The 20037-nt window shown below is 27.0% G+C and carries 16 protein-coding genes; 13 read left to right on the top strand and 3 right to left on the bottom strand.

Features of this window, described 5'->3' with window-relative positions; translation table 11 throughout:
* Positions 1-169 precede the first annotated feature (169 nt).
* Both J7M87_RS01230 and J7M87_RS01225 read left to right on the top strand, forming a co-directional pair.
* Entirely contained in the window at positions 170-724 is a 555-nt protein-coding gene (locus tag J7M87_RS01230) for a manganese efflux pump (RefSeq protein ID WP_291647881.1), read from the top strand.
* Between the two features lie 62 nt (positions 725-786).
* Positions 787-1197 (top strand): Fur family transcriptional regulator, encoded by a 411-nt coding sequence (locus tag J7M87_RS01225; RefSeq protein ID WP_291647879.1) that lies wholly within the window; start codon positions 787-789, stop codon positions 1195-1197.
* Positions 1198-1299: 102 nt separating this feature from the next.
* Here the strand turns inward: J7M87_RS01225 and J7M87_RS01220 are convergent, their stop codons facing one another.
* The gene (locus J7M87_RS01220; RefSeq protein WP_291647877.1) at positions 1300-2097 is read right to left on the bottom strand and encodes a metal ABC transporter permease; all 798 of its coding nucleotides are present in this window, start codon (positions 2095-2097) and stop codon (positions 1300-1302) included.
* A 26-nt stretch (positions 2098-2123) separates the two neighbouring features.
* Positions 2124-2795, bottom strand: a complete 672-nt coding sequence (locus J7M87_RS01215; RefSeq protein ID WP_291647875.1) for a metal ABC transporter ATP-binding protein — start codon at positions 2793-2795, stop codon at positions 2124-2126.
* Positions 2796-3043: 248 nt separating this feature from the next.
* Here J7M87_RS01215 and J7M87_RS01210 point away from each other — a divergent pair, with 248 nt between their 5' ends.
* The 10 genes from J7M87_RS01210 to recJ all read left to right on the top strand — a co-directional run bounded on the left by J7M87_RS01210 (position 3044) and on the right by recJ (position 18287).
* On the top strand, positions 3044-3442 hold the full coding sequence (locus J7M87_RS01210; RefSeq protein WP_291647873.1) for a DUF6762 family protein: 399 nt from the start codon (positions 3044-3046) through the stop codon (positions 3440-3442).
* A gap of 34 nt (positions 3443-3476) precedes the next feature.
* Positions 3477-5279: an oligoendopeptidase F gene (pepF, locus tag J7M87_RS01205; protein ID WP_291647871.1), complete on the top strand. Its 1803-nt coding sequence runs from the start codon at positions 3477-3479 to the stop codon at positions 5277-5279.
* 76 nt (positions 5280-5355) lie between these two features.
* A complete protein-coding gene (locus J7M87_RS01200; RefSeq protein ID WP_291647870.1) occupies positions 5356-6333 on the top strand; it encodes a rhomboid family intramembrane serine protease in 978 nt (325 codons plus the stop codon).
* Positions 6334-6423: 90 nt separating this feature from the next.
* Positions 6424-7047 carry a hypothetical protein gene (locus J7M87_RS01195; protein ID WP_291647868.1) on the top strand — a complete coding sequence of 208 codons (624 nt, stop codon included), beginning with the start codon at positions 6424-6426 and terminating at the stop codon, positions 7045-7047.
* Positions 7048-7310: 263 nt separating this feature from the next.
* A complete protein-coding gene (gene gdhA / locus J7M87_RS01190; RefSeq protein WP_291647866.1) occupies positions 7311-8657 on the top strand; it encodes an NADP-specific glutamate dehydrogenase in 1347 nt (448 codons plus the stop codon).
* A gap of 547 nt (positions 8658-9204) precedes the next feature.
* The gene (locus tag J7M87_RS01185) at positions 9205-10599 is read left to right on the top strand and encodes a glycosyltransferase family 2 protein (RefSeq protein WP_291647864.1); all 1395 of its coding nucleotides are present in this window, start codon (positions 9205-9207) and stop codon (positions 10597-10599) included.
* Between the two features lie 452 nt (positions 10600-11051).
* Positions 11052-13001, top strand: coding sequence for a DNA topoisomerase IV subunit B (locus J7M87_RS01180; protein ID WP_291647862.1), 1950 nt, complete (start codon positions 11052-11054; stop codon positions 12999-13001).
* A 20-nt stretch (positions 13002-13021) separates the two neighbouring features.
* Positions 13022-15928, top strand: coding sequence for a DNA topoisomerase IV subunit A (locus J7M87_RS01175; RefSeq protein ID WP_291647860.1), 2907 nt, complete (start codon positions 13022-13024; stop codon positions 15926-15928).
* A gap of 18 nt (positions 15929-15946) precedes the next feature.
* Entirely contained in the window at positions 15947-16486 is a 540-nt protein-coding gene (locus tag J7M87_RS01170) for a DJ-1 family glyoxalase III (RefSeq protein ID WP_291647858.1), read from the top strand.
* 19 nt (positions 16487-16505) lie between these two features.
* Positions 16506-18287 (top strand): single-stranded-DNA-specific exonuclease RecJ, encoded by a 1782-nt coding sequence (gene recJ, locus J7M87_RS01165; protein ID WP_291647856.1) that lies wholly within the window; start codon positions 16506-16508, stop codon positions 18285-18287.
* Between the two features lie 75 nt (positions 18288-18362).
* On the opposite strand, the gene J7M87_RS01160 is transcribed toward recJ, so the two are convergent.
* On the bottom strand, positions 18363-18551 hold the full coding sequence (locus tag J7M87_RS01160) for an alpha/beta-type small acid-soluble spore protein (RefSeq protein ID WP_291647854.1): 189 nt from the start codon (positions 18549-18551) through the stop codon (positions 18363-18365).
* 304 nt (positions 18552-18855) lie between these two features.
* Between J7M87_RS01160 and J7M87_RS01155 the strand changes: the two genes are divergently transcribed.
* On the top strand, positions 18856-19941 hold the full coding sequence (locus tag J7M87_RS01155; protein WP_291647852.1) for an undecaprenyldiphospho-muramoylpentapeptide beta-N-acetylglucosaminyltransferase: 1086 nt from the start codon (positions 18856-18858) through the stop codon (positions 19939-19941).
* Positions 19942-20037 lie beyond the last annotated feature (96 nt).

Here is a 20037-nt window from a genome sequence, read left to right as displayed (position 1 = left end):
AAAACTACAAAATATGATATACTTTATCAAATATCATATACTCTATTTAATAATATACAATAAAATTTGTCTTATTAAAAGTACTTATTTAAAAAAAATAATACATAAATACTATACTTTATAATTATATATAGAGTAGAATTATATAATTTGGAGGGTTTTCTATAAAATGGGATTAAAAGAAGTGATTTTAATAGGAATAGCTATGGCAATGGATGCGCTTGGACTTAGTATAAGTTTAGGGATAAATCCTTTATTAAAAAGAAGAAATAAAATGTGGTTTATCGTTTCATTTGCTTTCTTTCAATTTTTATTTATATTTTTAGGCGGGGTAGGTGGAAGGTTTTTTGATACATATATAGTTGCTATACCTAATTTTATAGGCGGAGTTATAATAGCTTTAATAGGATTCATAATGATACTAGAAGCATTTAAAAAAAATAATAATGATGAGTCAGTTTTAATAAGAAAGTCAATGTATATAATTTTAGGTATGTCAGTTAGTATTGATGCTTTAGTAGTTGGATTTACTGCATTTCATGAAGTTAATGAAATATTATTATTTGTTGATGCTATTTTGGTAGGATTAATAACATTACTTATATGTACAATTGGATTTTTTATGTGTAGATATGCTAGGAGAGTTGATTTTATATGCAAATATGCCGATTTATTAGGAGGAATAATACTATTAGTACTAGGACTTAAAATGATATTTTTTTAATATTTAATATGTAGAGTAATAGTGTTATAATTATATAAAGATTAGAACGTTAGGAGAATAAAATGAGCTGGGAAAATTATTTAAAAGAAAATGGAATTAGAATAACAGCAGGAAGAATTTCAATTTTAAATATAATAGAGTCTTCAGATAAAGGGCTATCAGCAGAAAATATATATTGTGAATGTAAAAAGCAAAATGAAAATTTAAATCTTAGCACTATATATAGAACACTAGAGTTACTTGAAGAAAAAGATATAATTAAAAAAATAAATATAGATGGACCTGCAATATATATATTTAAAAAAGAAAGTCATAAACACACTTTAAAATGTGATGTCTGTCATAAGTGTGTTGAAATACCTTGTCCCATGGAAGAAATAGAAGAAGCTATAAAGGCTAAGGTGGGATTTAGCTTAACAGAACACAAGTTAGAACTTAATGGTATTTGTGATCAATGTAAAAAGAACAAATAGACATTAATATTAATTATGAAATAAATAAAGGTTAATAGCAATTAAATTATAAAAGGGATATTTTCATATGAAGATATCCCTTTTATAATCTAAATTTAAATGTTATTTAAAATTTAAAAATTTATCTAATATTATTACTATAATTAAAGTAAATACTGAAGTAATTGCAATAGTACCTCCTGGAGCACTATTTATATAATACGATAAAAATAATCCCATCAAAATATCAAACATTCCAAAAAATATTGAATATAATAATGTTGTTTTAAATCCTTTTTTTAATTGCATTGCAGTAGCAACAGGAACAATCATTATAGAGGAAATTACAAGTATCCCCATTATTCTTATAGACATTGAAATAGTTGCACCAACTAATATAGTAAAAATATAGTTTATTAATTTTACTTTTATCCCAGCAGTTTTTGCACCTTCTTCATCAAAGGTAATATAAATAAGTTTATTATATAAAAAAATAAGTGCTATTAAGCATATTATTCCTACAATTAATATCATAAATATATCTTGAGTAGAAACAGTAAGAATACTACCAAATAAAAAAGAATTAACTTTAGCAGAAGCTTTTCCACTACTTATAAGTATTATTGCTATACCTAAGCTAAAGGTTAAAACTAAGGACATAACAAGTTCAGCATATTTTTTATAGTATTCTCTTAATAATTCAATAATTATTGCGCAAATAGTCGTAAATAAAAATGCTGTTATAATAGGATTAACCCCTATAACTAATCCTATAGCAACTCCAGCAAAAGAGGAATGTGATAATGTATCACCAATCATTGAGTAGCGTCTAAGCACTAAAAAAAGTCCTATGAAAGGACAAAGTATTGATATTATAAAGCCAGCCATAAAGGCATTTTGCATAAAATCTAATTGAAACATATAATCTACCTTTCTTGATCATAAACTTAAATAGCATCATTTAACTTTAAATTATTATTTCTAAAATTTTTATATTCATCAACTGTAAATAATGTAATATTTCCATTATCAACTTTAAGTATATGAGTCGAATTATTTAAAGCAATATCTATATTATGTTCTATTGATATAATAGTCTTTTTATCCACTTGATTTAGTTTCTTTAAAATATTGTATATTTCAATTTGATTTGCTTCATCAACACCAGTAGAAGGTTCATCGAGAATAATAATATCTGGATTTCCCATTAAGGCTCTAGCAATAAGAACTCTTTGCTGTTGTCCACCTGATAGCATTCCTAAAAGTCTTGCTTCATAATCTTTCATATTTACAGTTTCAAGCATAGAAGAAATATTTATATTATTATTTTTCAAGCCTTTTTTATGACAAGATAAAACTTCTTTTACTGTAATAGGAAATTGTGAGTTAAAAGAATCTAATCTTTGTGGAACATATCCAATAGAATTTGATTGAACTTCAATTGAACCAGATGTTGGTTTTAATAAACCTAGTATTAGTTTTATTAGTGTTGTTTTACAACTTCCATTTTCACCAACTATAGATAAATATATACCTTGAGGTATATTTAAGTTTATATCTTTAAGTAAATATGGTGGCTTATTGGAATATGAAAAACATAAATCTTTTATATTAATCATAAAAAAAATCATCTCCTAAATAGTCTAGAATTATTATATATGAAAATGCGAATGGTTTGCAACAATAACTTTAAATATATTATTGATTTACTTGTTATTTGTATTATTGACACAAATTTAAAATGTAAAGCAGTTTACTTTCAGTATTTCATTTCTTAATTATTTTATTCTGTTGATTTATATTATGAATAAAACATATAATATAGGTAAGTTATTAAAACTAAAGTAAAGATTTTGGAGGAATATACATGGATTTTTCAAGTTTAGTATTAATGGAAAAGGATAAAGATACGGGATTTATAACTAAGGAGCTTGGGAGTTTTCAAGTTTCAGAGGGAGCTTTATATGTAAAAAAACTTTTTGTTGTTAACGAAGTTGTAAATTTATATTTTGATACAAATAAAGATGTAGAAGAATGGGAATACTCAGCAATATACGATGTTTTTAATTATGATGCCTTTATAAAAGAAGAATTTGAAATTGAGGATATGTTAGATGAATATAATCCTACATTTTTAATAAAATTTAAATATGTAGATGATTATGAGGTTATGAAGGAAAGAATAACAAGATGTGTAGAATTAATTGAAGATTCTATGGAAAATGTTTTTAAGGATATTGTAGGAAAAGAAGAAGAATATAATTAGAAGGGAGGGCCTAAAAAAGATTAGGCAAAAAAATATGAGTGAATCAAAGGGATTGAAAAAAAGAGAAGAAATCGAAGATAAATATAAGTGGAAGGTAAATAAAATATTTTCAACTGATGAGGAGTGGGAGAAAACATTTGAAGAATTAAAAAAAGAGGCTCCATCACTTAAAGATTTTGAAGGAAAGTTAAATGATGAAGAAAATATTTTAGCTTACTTGAATAAATATGTGGATTTAGGAATAAAGGCTGAAATAGTATATGTATATGCTCATTTAAAATGTGATGAAGATACTTCTAATCCTAAATATCAAGCTATGATGAATAAGGTAGATTCTTATATGGCTGAATTTGCATCATATACAGCATATTTTGTACCAGAAATATTGTCATTAGAAGATAATTTTATAAGAAATGCTATAAACAGTAATGAAAAATTAAAGATGTATTCATTTATGTTTGAAGATATACTAAAAGAAAAACCTCATATTTTAAGTAAAGAGCAAGAAGAATTATTAGCACAAGTTTCAGATTGTTTAGACGCTCCAGATTCAATTCACAATATGCTTACAAATGCGGATATGAAATTTGGAAACATAGTTGATGAAGATGGTGAAAAAGTAGAGTTAACTGAAGGGAATTATTCAGGATTTATAAAAAGTAAAGATAGAAAAGTAAGAGAAGAAGCATTTAAAACATTATTTAAGTCATATAAAGATTTAGAAAATACTTTTGCAACTACATTAACAAGTTCAATAAAGAACTTTAATTTTAGTGCAAAAGTTAGAAAATATAACTCTGCACTAGAAGCTTCATTAAAGCCAAATGATATACCTCTAGAAGTTTATAAGAATTCTGTAAAAACTATAGATGAAAATTTAAATTCTCTTCATAGGTATGTAGCATTGAAGAAGCAGCTACTAGGATTAAATGAAATGCATATGTATGATTTATATGTTCCAGTTATTGAAATACCAAAAGAACATATAGAATTTAATAATGCTGTAGATATGGTTTTAGAAGGGTTAAAACCATTAGGAGATGAATATTTAAATATTTTTAAAAGTGGAGTTGAAGAAGGCTGGATAGATATATATCAAAACAAGGGTAAAAGAGGAGGAGCTTATTCTTGGGGTGGATATAAAACAATTCCATATGTTTTATTAAACTATAATTATGAGTTACATGATGTATCCACTTTAGCCCATGAAATGGGTCACTCTATTCATTCTTATTATTCAAGAAAAGAGCAACCATATATTTATGCAGGATACACTCTGTTTTGTGCAGAAGTAGCATCAACTACTAATGAAGCACTTTTAATACATCACTTAATAAATAAAGAAACTGATAAGAAGAAAAAGTTGTATTTAATAAATCAAGAATTAGAGCAAATAAGAACAACTGTATTTAGACAGCTTATGTTTGCAGAATTTGAATTATATACACATGAAAGTTTAGAAAAGGGAATACCTTTAACAGCTGAAGATTATAATAAAACATGGCATGACTTAAATGTTAAATACTTTGGACCAGATATGATAGTTGATGAAGAAATTAATATTGAGTGGGCAAGAATACCACATTTTTATTCTGATTTCTATGTTTATCAATATGCTACTGGGTATGCTGCAGCATCAGCTTTTGCAAAATCAATACTGGAAGGAAAAGAAGATGCAGTTCCTAAGTATATAGAATTTTTAAAGAGTGGAGGTAGCAATTATCCAATAGAAATTTTAAAGAAAGCTGGAGTTGATATGACTACTTCAAAACCTTTAGAAGCAACTATAGAGAGGTTTAATGAACTTTTAGATATGCTTGATAAAGAAATTAATTAAATTATTAATATTTGATAAGCAATTGGTAAACTAATTACCAATTGCTTATTACTATTTAAATGATAGGGGGATATATGTGGAGAAGTTTGAAAAAGTATTTTTTAATTCAATAACTAAGGAATTAAAATTCTTTATGAGAGATTATTATAGTAATTTTCATAATAAAAATAAATGGATAGGTTTATTAGATTTAGATGAAGTAATGGTTGGGGTTATAGTAGTGAAGGATTCAGATGAAGAAGTTGACTTTAATGAAGCAAGAGAATATTTAGCAAAATCATTAAACAAGCCATTTATATTAAACTTAATAATTCTAACTTCTGGAGAATATATAAATTATGGAGAAAGTAATTATAATAAATTAATTTTTTCTTTAAAAGAAAGAAGAATAATATATTGTAGTAATGGATCTAAAGCATTTATTCCAATTATAGATTATATAGTAAATATAGATAGTAAAAGAAAGATAAGCTTTAAAGAATATAAAGTTACATATACAATAATTATTTTAAATATTCTATTATATTTAGTCGAAGTTATTAAATCACGAAATTTAATTGATATAGATATTTATACTCTAATTCAAATGGGTGCAAAAGTTAATGTCTTAATCAATAGTGGGGAAATATATAGATTATTAACATCTGCTTTTTTACATGGTGGAATAATACATATTTTCTTTAATATGAGTGCTCTTAGTATTATAGGAAGAGAAGTCGAAGCTGTATATGGGAATAAAAGATATATAGCAATTTATATTATATCGGCTTTAGGTGGATCTGTGGTGAGTTATTTATTTAAGCCTAATAGTATATCTGTAGGTGCATCAGGAGCAATATTTGGACTTTTAGGAGCAATGCTTATATTTGGATTAAAAGAAAGAGATAAAATTGGAAAGCAATATTTGAAGAATATATTAGAAACTATAGTATTGAATGTTATTATAGGTATAACTATTCCGAATATAGATAATTTTGCTCATTTAGGCGGATTAATTATTGGAGCACTAACTTCTTTAATATTATTTAAAAATAAAAATCTTAAGATTAATTAGTTAATATTTAGTAAACAATATTTATAAATTAAAAATAAGTTTTAAAATTTGTTGTATAATTATTGGTATTAAATTCTAGGAGTGATGTAATTGACAAATAAAAAAAATAGAAATGAATTTATATTAGCAGCTATTTTTACTTTAGTATTAATAATAACTGCTATATACTGTTTTGCAATAAGAGATGTAGAAAAACTTTTTAGAATAGGACTTACCTTTGTAACTATAGTAGGAGCATATTTATTATATATAAAGAGCTTTCTTAAAGGGTCTAGAATTATATATTATATGAACATGAGTTTTATATTTTTATCAATGTATTTAGCAAGTGTCTGGAACTTTTATTCAATAACTAATTATGATAAATTCTTGCATTTATTATCTGGCGCTATACTAGCTATAATTGGATATGTTTTATTTTTATATTTAACTAATGAAAAATCAAGAAAAGAAATGAATCCTTTAATTTCAGTTATATTTGTTATACTATTTGCAACAGCAGCAGCAGGAGCATGGGAGATATGGGAGTTTACAACAGATTCATTATTTGGACTTAAGGCTCAAAATGGCAGTTTAAACGATACTATGTGGGATATAATTTCTGGAACTGTAGTTGGAATAATAACAGCTATTCCTATATATATGTATAGTAAAGGGAAAGATATAAAAATAATAAAATATATAATAGACGATGTAGAAAAAAGTAGAAAATAATTTATATTAAATAAATTAATATAAATTAAGTATAGATTATAAAGATTATTTTTTAAAAGTAATCTTTATAAAGTTACTTTAAAAACTCTACATAATAAAATTTATATAATGATTTTTAAATGTTTTCAAATTTTTAAAATAATATATAGCTGTGTATAAAATTATTAAATCAATAATTTTATGGAATATTAAAGAAAAATATAGTAAAAAATACTCCAATAATGTATTATATATATTATTGGAAATTAAAGGAGTTGGGGCCGATGTTAGGAAGAGAATATGTTAATAAAGTTATTACTGAAGTAGAAAAAAGAAATAATGGCGAAAAAGAGTTTTTAGCAGCAATTAAAGAAGTACTTAGTTCTTTAGTGCCAGTATTCGACAAGCATCCTGAATACATAGAAGAAGGAATATTAGAAAGAATTGTTGAACCTGAAAGACAAATATTTTTTAGAGTGCCATGGATAGATGATGAAGGAAGGGTTCAAATTAATAGAGGATTTAGAGTACAATTTAATAGTGCAATTGGACCTTATAAAGGTGGATTAAGATTCCATCCATCTGTAAATCAAAGTATAATAAAGTTTTTAGGTTTCGAACAAATATTTAAAAATTCTTTAACAGGCTTACCTATAGGTGGGGGTAAGGGTGGATCAGATTTTGACCCTAAAGGAAAATCTGATAGAGAAGTAATGAGATTTTGTCAAAGTTTTATGACAGAATTATGTAAGCATATAGGCCTTGATACAGATGTACCAGCTGGAGATATTGGAGTTGGTGCTAGAGAAATAGGATACATGTATGGATATTATAAGAAAATTAGAAATGCAAATGATCAAGGGGTTTTAACTGGAAAAGGCTTAACTTACGGTGGAAGTTTAGCTAGAAAAGAAGCTACAGGTTATGGGTTAGTATATTTTACTGAAGAAATGCTAAATGATAATAACTTAAGTTTTAAAGATAAAACTGTGGTTATATCAGGCTCAGGTAATGTTGCTATATATGCTTGCGAAAAAGCAACAGAGTTAGGGGCTAAGGTTGTAGCTTTAAGTGATTCAAATGGATATATTTATGATGAAAATGGAATAAATTTAGATATAGTTAAAGAAATTAAAGAAGTAAGAAGAGGTAGAATAAAAGAATATTTAGAATCTAATCCAAATGCTAAGTATGTAGAAGGGGTTGGGGAGATTTGGAAAATTAAGTGTGATATTGCACTTCCTTGCGCAACACAAGGAGAATTAGATAGAAAATCGGCAGAAATATTAATTTCAAATGGAGTAAAAGTTGTTTCAGAAGGTGCTAACATGCCAACAGATTTAGATGCAATTGAATTACTTCAAAAATCAGGAGTTATGTTTGGACCAGCAAAAGCTGCTAATGCAGGTGGAGTTGCATGCTCTGCTTTAGAAATGTCTCAAAATAGCATGAGATTAGCTTGGAGTTTTGAAGAGGTTGATTCAAAACTTAAAGACATTATGAAAAACATATATAAGAACTCTAAAAGTGCTGCAGAAAAGTATGGAGAGCCGGGAAATATATTAATGGGAGCAAATATAGCTGGATTTGAGAAGGTTGCAGATGCTATGTTAGCTCAAGGAATCGTATAATCTCAAAAATAGAAACCCCTATTTGAAGATTATTAATAAGGAGTCACTTAGTTTTAAGTTAATACTTATATCTAAGTGACTTTTATATTTTATTAGTATAAATTTTATTAATAAAAGTGATATATAAACAATATATTTATTTAGGGTAAAAAATTAGGGAATTATTACATAAGCATATTAATTATATCTTTATTTATATAGGATAAAATAACATATATAAATAATTATTTGATATTTGATAAACTGAAAGTAATTAAAATATATAAATAGAGTTATTATTTTAGCAACTCATATATATAATTAACAATATATAACTATGATTTTTATAACATACTAAATAAATATATTAGCTTTTTAATATATTTATAGTTTTGATTACTTAGATTATTAATTGAAGCACGTAGGGGTAATATAATATTAATGAATTTTTAAGATTTCTACACTTGATTTTTTACCCCTATTAGAATATATTTAATAAAGATGTCAAAGATAATGTTCAAAAATAGTAATATAAGGAAATTTTCCTTTGTTTATAGGAGTGGATGTAATGGAAGAAGTTATTTTTACTGTGACAGGCGTATTTCAGATTGTTGTCTTTGCAATAATGATGTATTATTTTATACTAGCTTTTTTTGGATTAAAAAGAAAAGCTGAAAAGAAGAATTATACACCTACAAAGAAGTTTGCAATGATTGTTGCAGCTCATAATGAGGAAGTTGTTATTGGAAAGTTAATAGAAAGTATGCTGAATCAGGATTACCCGAGAGAGCTTTTTGATGTTTTTGTTATTGCAGATAATTGTGATGATAACACTGCAAAAATAGCAAGAAAATATGGAGTCTATGTTTATGAGAGATTCAATAAAGAGCAAAAGGGTAAAGGATATGCATTAGAATGGATGTTTGATAAAATATTCAAAATGCAGAAGAAATATGATGCAGTTGCAGTATTTGATGCTGATAATTTAGTGTCAAAAAATTGGTGTAAAGAAATAAATTCAAAGATGTTAGAAGGTTATAAAGTAGTACAAGGCTATATAGATAGCAAAAATCCTAATGACTCATGGATAGCTACTTCTTATTCAATAGCATTTTGGACACAAAATAGAATGTATCAATTAGCAAGAGCAAATGTTGGACTATCAAATCAAATTGGTGGAACAGGATTTGCTATAGACACAGATATTTTAAAGAAGTTTGGTTGGGGAGCTACATGCTTAACTGAAGACTTAGAGTTTAGTTGTAAATTAGTTTTAAATGGCGAAAAAGTAGGTTGGGCTCATGATGCAATAATTTACGATGAAAAACCATTAACGTTAAAACAATCATGGGTACAAAGAAGAAGATGGATGCAAGGATTTACAGATGTAGCATCTAGATATTTTATTAAACTTATTAAGAAAGGTATTAAAGAAAGAAAATGGTTTGTTTTAGATTGTGCTCTATATGTTATACAGCCGTTCTTTACTTTAATGATTGGTATATCAGCAGTACTAAGCTTTATTCAAGGCATGAGCCCAGAAGGACTTAATATATTTTTAATTAGTTATTTAACAGGAGATGTTTTCTTTAAGGTTATTGGTATTATGCAATTTTTAATTACTCCTTTAATTATGAGATTAGATAAAAAAATATCACCTGGACTTTTTGCAATGCTTATATTCTATTCTTTAAGTGTAATTATATTACCTATATTTGCTACAAAGGCGGAAAATTATGCAACAGTTTTATTGATAGACATAGTTTATAATTTAGCATTCTTATTAGCTACAGCATTATTCTTAGGTAAAAAGAAGCTTATTTTATTCTTTAGATTCTTATTATATTCATTATATACATTAACATGGATACCAATTACAATAGAAGGTATAATAAGAAAGAATAATAAGGAATGGAATCCAACTAAGCATGTTAGGAATATAGAAATTTGTGATGTTCAGTAATGAAAGAGCTGTTATAAAACTACAAAAATAGTTTTATAACAGCTCTTTAAATATGTAAAGAAGAGTATAAATATATTTAATTTTAAAATTTTTAATTCTTTTACGAACGTTTGTTTGACTTTTTTGCTATAAAGATTTATATTTTTATTTATAAGTTAATTATGATAAAATTAAAAAGATTATATAGGTTAGAATAAAGCTTTAAAATTTAAATAAATTATATAAGCAATTGGCATTATAAAATAAAGTAAATATTTTAGTAACTTATATAAAAAATATTGGTATATATGATTTCAATTTAAATTTTTCTCAAATAAGTATGTTGATTATTTAATATACAATTACTTTAATTATTTAGATTAATAATTGAATCATATATATATTGAATATGTATGGTTAAACTAATTAAATGATCTTGGTTTGACGTATTAATAGTGATTTTGGAGGTTTGTATGAACGAAGATTTAATGAAAGGATATGATGTTACTGATTTAACTTCCTTAGAAAAACTAGAGCCAGTTAGAATAAGACCGGGGATGTATATAGGATCTACAGGAACAAAGGGATTGCATCATTGTGTTTGGGAAGTTTTAGATAATTCCATAGATGAAATATCTAATGGGTATGGTGATAAAGCAACAATTGTAATAAATAAAGATAGAAGTATTACTGTTATCGATAATGGAAGGGGAATTCCAACAGGTATCCATCCAACTAAAAAGAAATCAGGAGTAGAGATGGTTTTTACAGAACTACATACTGGGGGAAAGTTTAATAATAAAAACTATAAAACTTCTGGTGGATTACATGGTGTAGGAGCAGCTGTTGTGAATGCTTTATCATCATGGTTAGAGGTTGAAGTACATCAAAATGGGAATATATATAAGCAAAGGTTTGAATATGCTTATGATAAAGAGCTAAAGAGAGAAATGCCAGGTACACCTGTAACTAAGCTTGAGATAGTTGGAAAAACTAAAGACACAGGTACTAAAGTTACTTTTATGCCAGATAAAGAAGTTTTTTCGAGTGTTGACTTTAAAGTTGATGTAATAGATGAAAGATTACAGGAATTAGCATTTCAAAATAAAGGAATACATCTAGAATTAATAGATTTAAGGAAAGAAGAAGAATTTAGAAAAGAATACTATTCTGAAAGAGGACTTTTAGATTTTATAGAATATTTAAATGAAAGTAAGACTATACTCCATCAAGTTCCAATTTATTTTGAAGGAGAAAGGGTAGTTAATAATATACAAATGTTTGGTGAATTGTGTGTTCAATTTACAGATTCATCAACAGAAAATATAGCTAGTTACGTTAATAATATTCCTACTACAGAAGCAGGGACTCATGAAACAGGATTTAAAACAGGAATGACTAGAGCTTTTAAAGAAGGTGCTAAAAAACTTGGACTTGTGAAGGAAAAGGATAAGGATTTTGAAGGCGACGATTTAAGAGAAGGTATGACTGCTATAGTAAGGATTAAAATAACTAATCCTATGTTTGAAGGTCAAACAAAGACTAAACTAGGTAGTACTGAAGCATATACTATGATGAATGATTTAGCATATACTAAGTTTAGTGAATGGATAGAAGATAATAAAGAAGTTGCAACTATGCTTATAAATAATGCACTTCAAGCAGCTCAAAGAAGAGAAAAGATTAAAAAAATAAACGAAGCTGAAAAGAAAAAGGTAGGAAAAGGTGCTGCGCCACTTGCAGGTAAAGTAGCTGTTTGTACTTTAAAAGATAATACAGTAAATGAATTTATAGTAGTTGAGGGAGATTCAGCTGGTGGTTCTGCAAAACAAGCAAGAGATAGAAGATTCCAAACTATAATGCCTTCAAAAGGTAAGATAATGAATACGGAAAAACAAAAGCTAGAAAATGTTTTAGCTTCAGAGGAATTAAAAATATTTAATACAGCTTTAGGAACAGGAACTTTAGATAACTATAAAGAAGAAGATTTGAAGTATGATAAAATAATAATAATGAGTGATGCTGATGTAGATGGATACCATATAAGAACTTTATGGATGACATACATATATAGATATATGAGACCTTTAATAGCAAATGGACACTTATATTTAGCACAACCACCACTATATAAAGTATATAAATCAGTAAAAGGAAAAGAAGTTCATAAGTATGCTTATAGTGATGAAGAACTTGAAAATGTAAAGAAAGAAATTGGTAAAGGTGCACTTATACAAAGATATAAAGGACTTGGTGAAATGAATCCAGATCAGTTATGGCAAACTACATTAAATCCAGAAACAAGAACTTTACTTCAAGTAACTATTGAAGATGCTGCTAAAGCTGAAAAAATGGTTTCTCTACTTATGGGGGATATAGTTGAACCAAGAAAAACTTATATGTATAAATATGGAGAATTTTAATTATAGGATGGAGAAAAAATATGGCGAAGAAAGTTAATGATATACCAAGGGATAATAATATAATTAGAGTCCCTTTAGAGGAGGCAATGCCTGATAACTATTTGCCCTATGCTATTGAAGTTGCAAAGGATAGAGCATTGCCTGATGTTAGGGATGGATTAAAACCAGTTCATAGAAGAATATTATATGGAGCATATCAGCTAAAAGCATTTCCAGATAGACCTTATTATAAGTCTGCGAGAATAGTTGGAGATATTTTAGGTAAATATCATCCACATGGTGATACATCAGTTTATGATGCGATGGTTATAATGGCTCAAAATTTCTCAACTAGAGAAACACTTATAGATGGTCATGGTAACTGGGGCTCTATGGATGGTGATGGAGCAGCAGCTATGAGATATACAGAAGCAAGACTTGCTCCAATTGCTATGGAGATGCTTAGAGATATAGATAAAGATACTGTTGATATGGTGCCAAACTATTCTGATAGTGAAATGGAACCAAAGGTGCTTCCAAGTAGATATCCTAATCTTTTAGTTAATGGTACATTTGGAATTGCGGTAGGCCTTGCGACTAATATTCCTCCTCATAATTTAGGAGAAGTTACGGATGGAGTACTAGCATATATAGATAATTCAGAAATAACCACTAAAGAACTTATGAATTATGTAAAGGGACCAGACTTACCTACTGGTGGAATATTAATAGGAGAAAATTCTATTCTTTCAGCCTATGAAACTGGAGAAGGTAAGGTAACTTTAAGAGCTAAAACTAATATTGAAAGACTTGAAAATGGAAGAGTTGGAATAGTAATAACGGAGTTTCCTTTTAGAAGAAATAAAGCAAAACTTCTTCAAACTATATCTGAAATGACTGGAGATAAAAGACATTCTAAGGCGCTAGAATCAATAGTTGATATTAGAGATGAATCAGATAGGAGTGGAGTAAGAGCTGTTATAGAGTTAAGAAAAGCTGCCGATGAAGAAGTAGCAGATAAGGTTTTAAAATATTTATTTAAAAGAACAGATCTTCAATGTAATTTAAGCTTTAATATGGTAGCTCTGGCAGATGGAAAACCTCAAACAATGGGGATAAAAACTATAATAAAGCATTATGTAAACCATCAAAAGGAAATAGTAACAAGAAGAACTATAAAAGAATTAGCTATTGCAGAAAAAAGATTTCATATAGTTGAAGGGTTTATTAAAGCAATAGATGTTTTAGATGAAATTATTAAAACAATAAGAGAATCTAAATCTAAGAAAGATGCAGGAGTAAATCTTATAAGTAAATTTGGATTTACAGAAATACAAGCAGAAGCAATCTTAGAATTGATGTTATATAGATTAACTGGACTTGAGATAAAAGTATTCCAAAAGGAATATGCTGAATTAGAAAAAACTATAAAAAAACTTAAAAAGATATTATCAGAAGAAAAAGAACTTCTAAAAGTAGTAAAAAATGAATTAAAAGAAGTAGCAGATAGATATAGAAATCCTAGAAAAACATCTATTATTAAAGATGATAATGAAGCAAAAATAGATGTTGAAGAGCTTATAGTAGTAGAAGATGTTATGATAACACTTTCTAAGGACGGATTTATAAAAAGAATACCACTAAAGACATTTAATAGACTTAATGCAAAGGCAGAAGATATTGAGTATAGAGAAGGTGATGAATTAAAGTTCTTATTTAAATCTAATACTACGGAAAGCATTCTTTTATTTACAAACAAAGGAAATATGTATCAGACTAAAGGTATAAATGTTCCAGAAGGTAAATGGAAAGAAAAAGGTGAGAAAGCAGATAATATAATAAGAACTTTAAACCTTGAAGAAGAAAATATTATATTTGCAACTTCAGTAACTTCATTTATAACAAGTAAATATATTCAATTTATAACATCAAGAGGTGGAATTAAGAGAAGTGCATTAGATAAGTTCCAAACAAGCTATACAAAATTACAAGCTATAAAGCTTAAAGATTTTGAAGAAGTTATAGATGTTATATTATTAGATCAAGAAGAAGTAAAAGAATTTATAAGCTTTGAAACAAAAGAAGGATTATCATTTAGCCTACAAATTCCTGAAATAGAAGATTTACCTAGAAATATATTGCCGACAATAATGTTTGATTTATCAAATAAAGATGAAATAATAAAAGTTGAATATAGTGAAACTATGGAGTTTGTTAATTTTTCTATAGGAATAACTTCAAAAAGAACCATAAAAGGCTTTAACAGTATTAAGAAAAATGATAATTTGAAAGTAAATACAGATTCCTTAAGTAATGTATTAATGTTTACGAATAAGGGGAAAGTGTTTAAAGTACCATCATTCTTATTATCTGGAGTAAGTAAGGGAGAATTACCATTAAATAAAATTGTAGATAATATAGAAAAAGATGAAAAAGTAATAAAAGTATTTTCTTTAAAAACTTTTGAAGATAATAAATTTATTTACTTCTTTACAAGAAGAGGAATGGTTAAAAAGACTGCTTTAACAGAGTTTGATGGCAATTATTCAACACAAATAACATATAAATTTAAATATGAAAATGATGAGTTAATATCAGTTGAATTATATGATGAGTGCCAAGTTGAGATGCTTATTATAACTAAAAAGGCAATGGGGATAAAATTCTCTTCTGAAAATGTAAATACTATGGGGAAAGTTGCTTCAGGAGTTACAGGAATAAGTTTAAAAGAAAATGATGAAGTAATTTATGGTGCTTTAATAGGCACACAAAGTAGAGATAATACAAAGGAAGTTGCCTTAACATCTACGGATAAAATAATTTTAGTTTCTAAAAATAAAGAAAAGAAGGAAGTTGAGCTTGAAGATATAAAGCTTCAGAATAGAGCAGGCAAAGGAAGTAGCATAATGACAATATCTTTAGAAGATGAAATAAAAGAAATTATTTAATTATGGAGGGATTGTAGAATGAAAGTAGCAATTTTATTAGCAAATGGGTTTGAAACTTTAGAAGCTTTAACTGTTGTTGATATCCTAAGAAGAGCAGAAGTAGAATGTCATACATTTTCATTAGAAGATAAAGAAGTAAAAACATCCCATAATATAATAGTTAAAGCTGATAAAAATATAATGGATGAAGAAATAAAAAAATATGATTTTTTAGTTTTACCAGGTGGTATGCCAGGAGCTAAAAATTTAAGAGATAGTGAACGAGTTATAGAGTTAATAAGAGAGTTTAATTCTAAAGATAAATGGATTTGTGCAATTTGTGCAGGACCAATAGCTCTAGGTAAAGCAGGAATAACAGATGGTAAAAGTATGACATGTTATCCTGGTTTTGAAGACCAAATAGGTAATAGCAATTATAAGGAAGATTTAGTAGTTGTAGATGGTAAAATGATAACAGGCAAAGGACCAGCTGCAGCAATTCCATTTGCTTTTGAAATATTATCAGTAATTTCAAAAGATAAGGCAGAGTCTATAAAGAGCGGTATGTTATTTAAATAGTTTTGTCTTAGGAGGAAAAATGAAAGAAAATTGGATACTAGTAAATAAAAAAGAGGGCTTTTTAAGGCTCTCTAATTCTATAAATGAAAACCCATTAGTACTAAGACTTCTTGCAAATAGAGGGATTGATACTTTTGAAGAAGCTAATAGATTTTTAAATGGAACAATAAATGATTTTTATGATGGATATCTAATGGCTGATATGGAAAAAGGAGTAAGCATTATAAAAAATGCTATTTTAAATAATAAAAAAATAATTATTTATGGAGATTACGATTGTGATGGAGTAATTAGTACGACTATATTTTACAAAGCATTAAAAAATGTGGGAGCAAATTATAGTTATTATATTCCAAATAGAGAAGATGAAGGCTATGGAATGCATAGTGGAAGAATAAAAAAGCTAAAAGAAGAAGGGTATGAAGTAATTCTGACTTGTGATAATGGTATATCTGCATTTGAGCAAGTAGATTTAGCTAAAGAACTTGGTATGGAAATAGTAATTACTGACCATCATGATATACCAATTAGAGAAAATGATAAGGGTGAATTAAAAGAAACAATACCTAGTGCAGATGCTGTAATAAATCCAAAGAGAAGTGATTGTCAATATCCATTTAAAAAACTTTGTGGAGCTGGAGTAGCACTAAAATTTTCTAAGTGTTTATATGACGAGTTTAAAATTGATGAAGAAAAGTTTTTAGATTTAATACAGTTTGCTGCTATTGCAACAGTTTGTGATGTTGTAGATTTAGTTGATGAAAATAGAATTATTGTTAAAAAGGGATTGGAGTTATTAAATGAAACAAAGAACTTTGGTGTACAAGAATTGAAAAAGTCAACTGGATTAAGTGATAAAAAAATTGAAGAATATCATTTAGGTTTCGTAATTGGTCCATGCATAAATGCTACAGGAAGGTTAGAAACAGCAGATTTATCAGTTGAATTATTAATAACAGAAGATATTAATAAGGCTAAAGATTTGGCAAATCAATTAAGTGAATTAAATACAATAAGACAAGAACTAACTAAAGAAAGTTCTGAGAAAATTATTGAAAAAATAGAAAGTGAAAAAAAGAAAGAAGAAAAAGTAATAGTTGTATATGATGGTACTATACACGAAAGTATTGCAGGAATAGTGGCAGGTAGAGTAAAAGAAAGATATAATATGCCTTGTATAGTTTTAACTAAAGGGAAGGAAATGCCTAAAGGATCTGCAAGGTCAATAGAGGGATATAACATATTTGAAGAGCTTAGTAAATGTAGTGAGCTTTTAGAAAAGTTTGGTGGACATCCAATGGCCGCAGGTTTATCTCTTAAAGAAGAAAATATAATTCCTTTAAGAAATAAGTTAAATAATATATGTAAGTTATCTGATGATGATATTATTCCAGTTGTTAAGATAGATTCACCTCTTGGATTAAATTATCTAAGTGAAGACTTAATAAATATTATTGAAAGCTTAAGACCTTATGGAAAAGGAAATTCTAGTCCTTTATTTGCTGTTAAAAATGTTAATATAGAAAGAATATGGTTACTAGGAAAAGAAAAGAATTTTCTGAAGCTTAGATTTAAATTTGAATCTAATGGAAGATTTTTATATATAGATGGAGTGAGTTTTGATAAATTAGAAACTTTTAAAGAAGAAGTAATAAATAAATATGGGGAAGAAGAATTTATTAGAGCTTGTGACAGTAGTTATATAAATATAAAGGCAGATTTGATTTATTATCCTAATATTAATGAATTTAATGGTAAAAGAAACATTCAACTTATGATAAAAAATATAAGAATAAACTAACAAGGAGTTACCTTAATATGATATAAATCACGTTAAGGTAACTCCTTTTATTTAGGTTAAATTAACATATGAAAACTATTTTAATCCGTTTTCATATTGTTCTACCATTCTTTTAACCATTTCTCCACCAACACTTCCGCATTGTTTTGAAGATAAATCTCCATTGTAATCAGAGAATGGTACTCCCATTTCGTTAGCTACTTCATTTTTGAATTTAGCTAATCCATTTTTTGCTTCTGGTATTAAACTTCTGTTACTTGCCATGATTTTTACACCTCCTTGTCTCTTTTGTAATTATAGCTTGTGTATATTTAAAAAAAATATGATATGTAACTTTAGGTAATTGGACATAATAGTGGAAGAGATAATTTTTTTATAATAAATTAAATAACATTTAATTTGTTTTGAATAATATGATATTATTTAAGGAGAAAAAACAATTAAAGATTATAGCTAAAAGTAAATAGATTATAAAATAATTTGACTTTTTTGAATTATAATATATAAAACTGTTTGAGAGTTTTATTCCAAAATTATCAATTGTCAATTAAATAAGTGGGGTGTTTAAATGAGTAAATATAAAATAATAATGACTGGGGGAGGAACAGCAGGCCATGTTACTCCTAATTTAGCATTAGTACCAAGATTAAAAGAAGAAGGCTTTGATATAAAATACATAGGAAGTAAAGATGGAATAGAAAAAGAAATAATAAAAGATGCTAAAATACCTTATTATGAAATTTCGTCAGGGAAGCTTAGAAGATATTTTGATATTAAAAATTTTACAGATCCTTTTAAAGTTATGAAGGGGGTTGTAGAAGCTAATAGAATTATTAAAAAAGAAAAACCAGATATAATATTCTCTAAGGGTGGATTTGTTGCGGTTCCAGTTGTAATAGCAGCCTCTATGAAGAAAATTCCGGTTGTATCACATGAATCAGATTTAACTCCAGGCTTAGCCAATAAGCTATCAGCACCATTTTGTTCAAAATTATGTGTTACATTTAGAGAAAGTTTAAATTATATAAAGGAAGGTAAAGGCGTATTAACTGGAACACCAATAAGAAAAGAAATTTTAAGCGGTAGTGCAATTAAAGGAAAACAGATATGTAGTTTTGATGATGATAAGGAAATTTTATTTATTATTGGAGGAAGTTTAGGTGCTAAAAGTATTAATGAGGAAGTAAGAAAAAATATTAAAAGCTTATTAAAAAGCTTTAATATTATTCATATATGTGGAAAAGGTAACTTAGATAAAAAACTAAACAATTTAAAAGGATATGTGCAATATGAGTATGTTAAAGATGAACTTCCACATTTATTAAAAGCAGCTGATTATGTAATATCTAGGGCAGGTGCTAATGTTATATTTGAATTACTAGCATTAAATAAACCAACTCTTTTAATTCCATTATCTAAAAAGATAAGTAGAGGAGATCAAATATTAAATGCTAAATCTTTTGAGAAGGAAGGATACTCAGTAGTCCTTGATGAAGATGAAATGATGGAAAATAAAGAAATGTTACTTACAAAAATTAATGAGTTAAAAGAAAAAAGTAGTGGTTTAGTAAAAAATATGAAAAAAAGTGGTATAACTAATGGTGTAGATGCGATTTTAGGAGTAATTAACCAAAGTATAGAGTTAAACAAGTAAAATAAGAATTTTTTTAATTGAAAAGGATATATTGAAGTAATATGGCTTGTATAAAACTTGCAAAAAAAAAATAGTGTTATATAATAAAATAGTGAG

Origin of the sequence: Clostridium sp., assembly GCF_017888565.1 — a bacterium.
Taxonomy (GTDB): domain Bacteria; phylum Bacillota; class Clostridia; order Clostridiales; family Clostridiaceae; genus Clostridium.
Note: the sequence above shows the minus strand (reverse complement) of the source record. Positions and strands in the feature narration are given on the sequence as shown.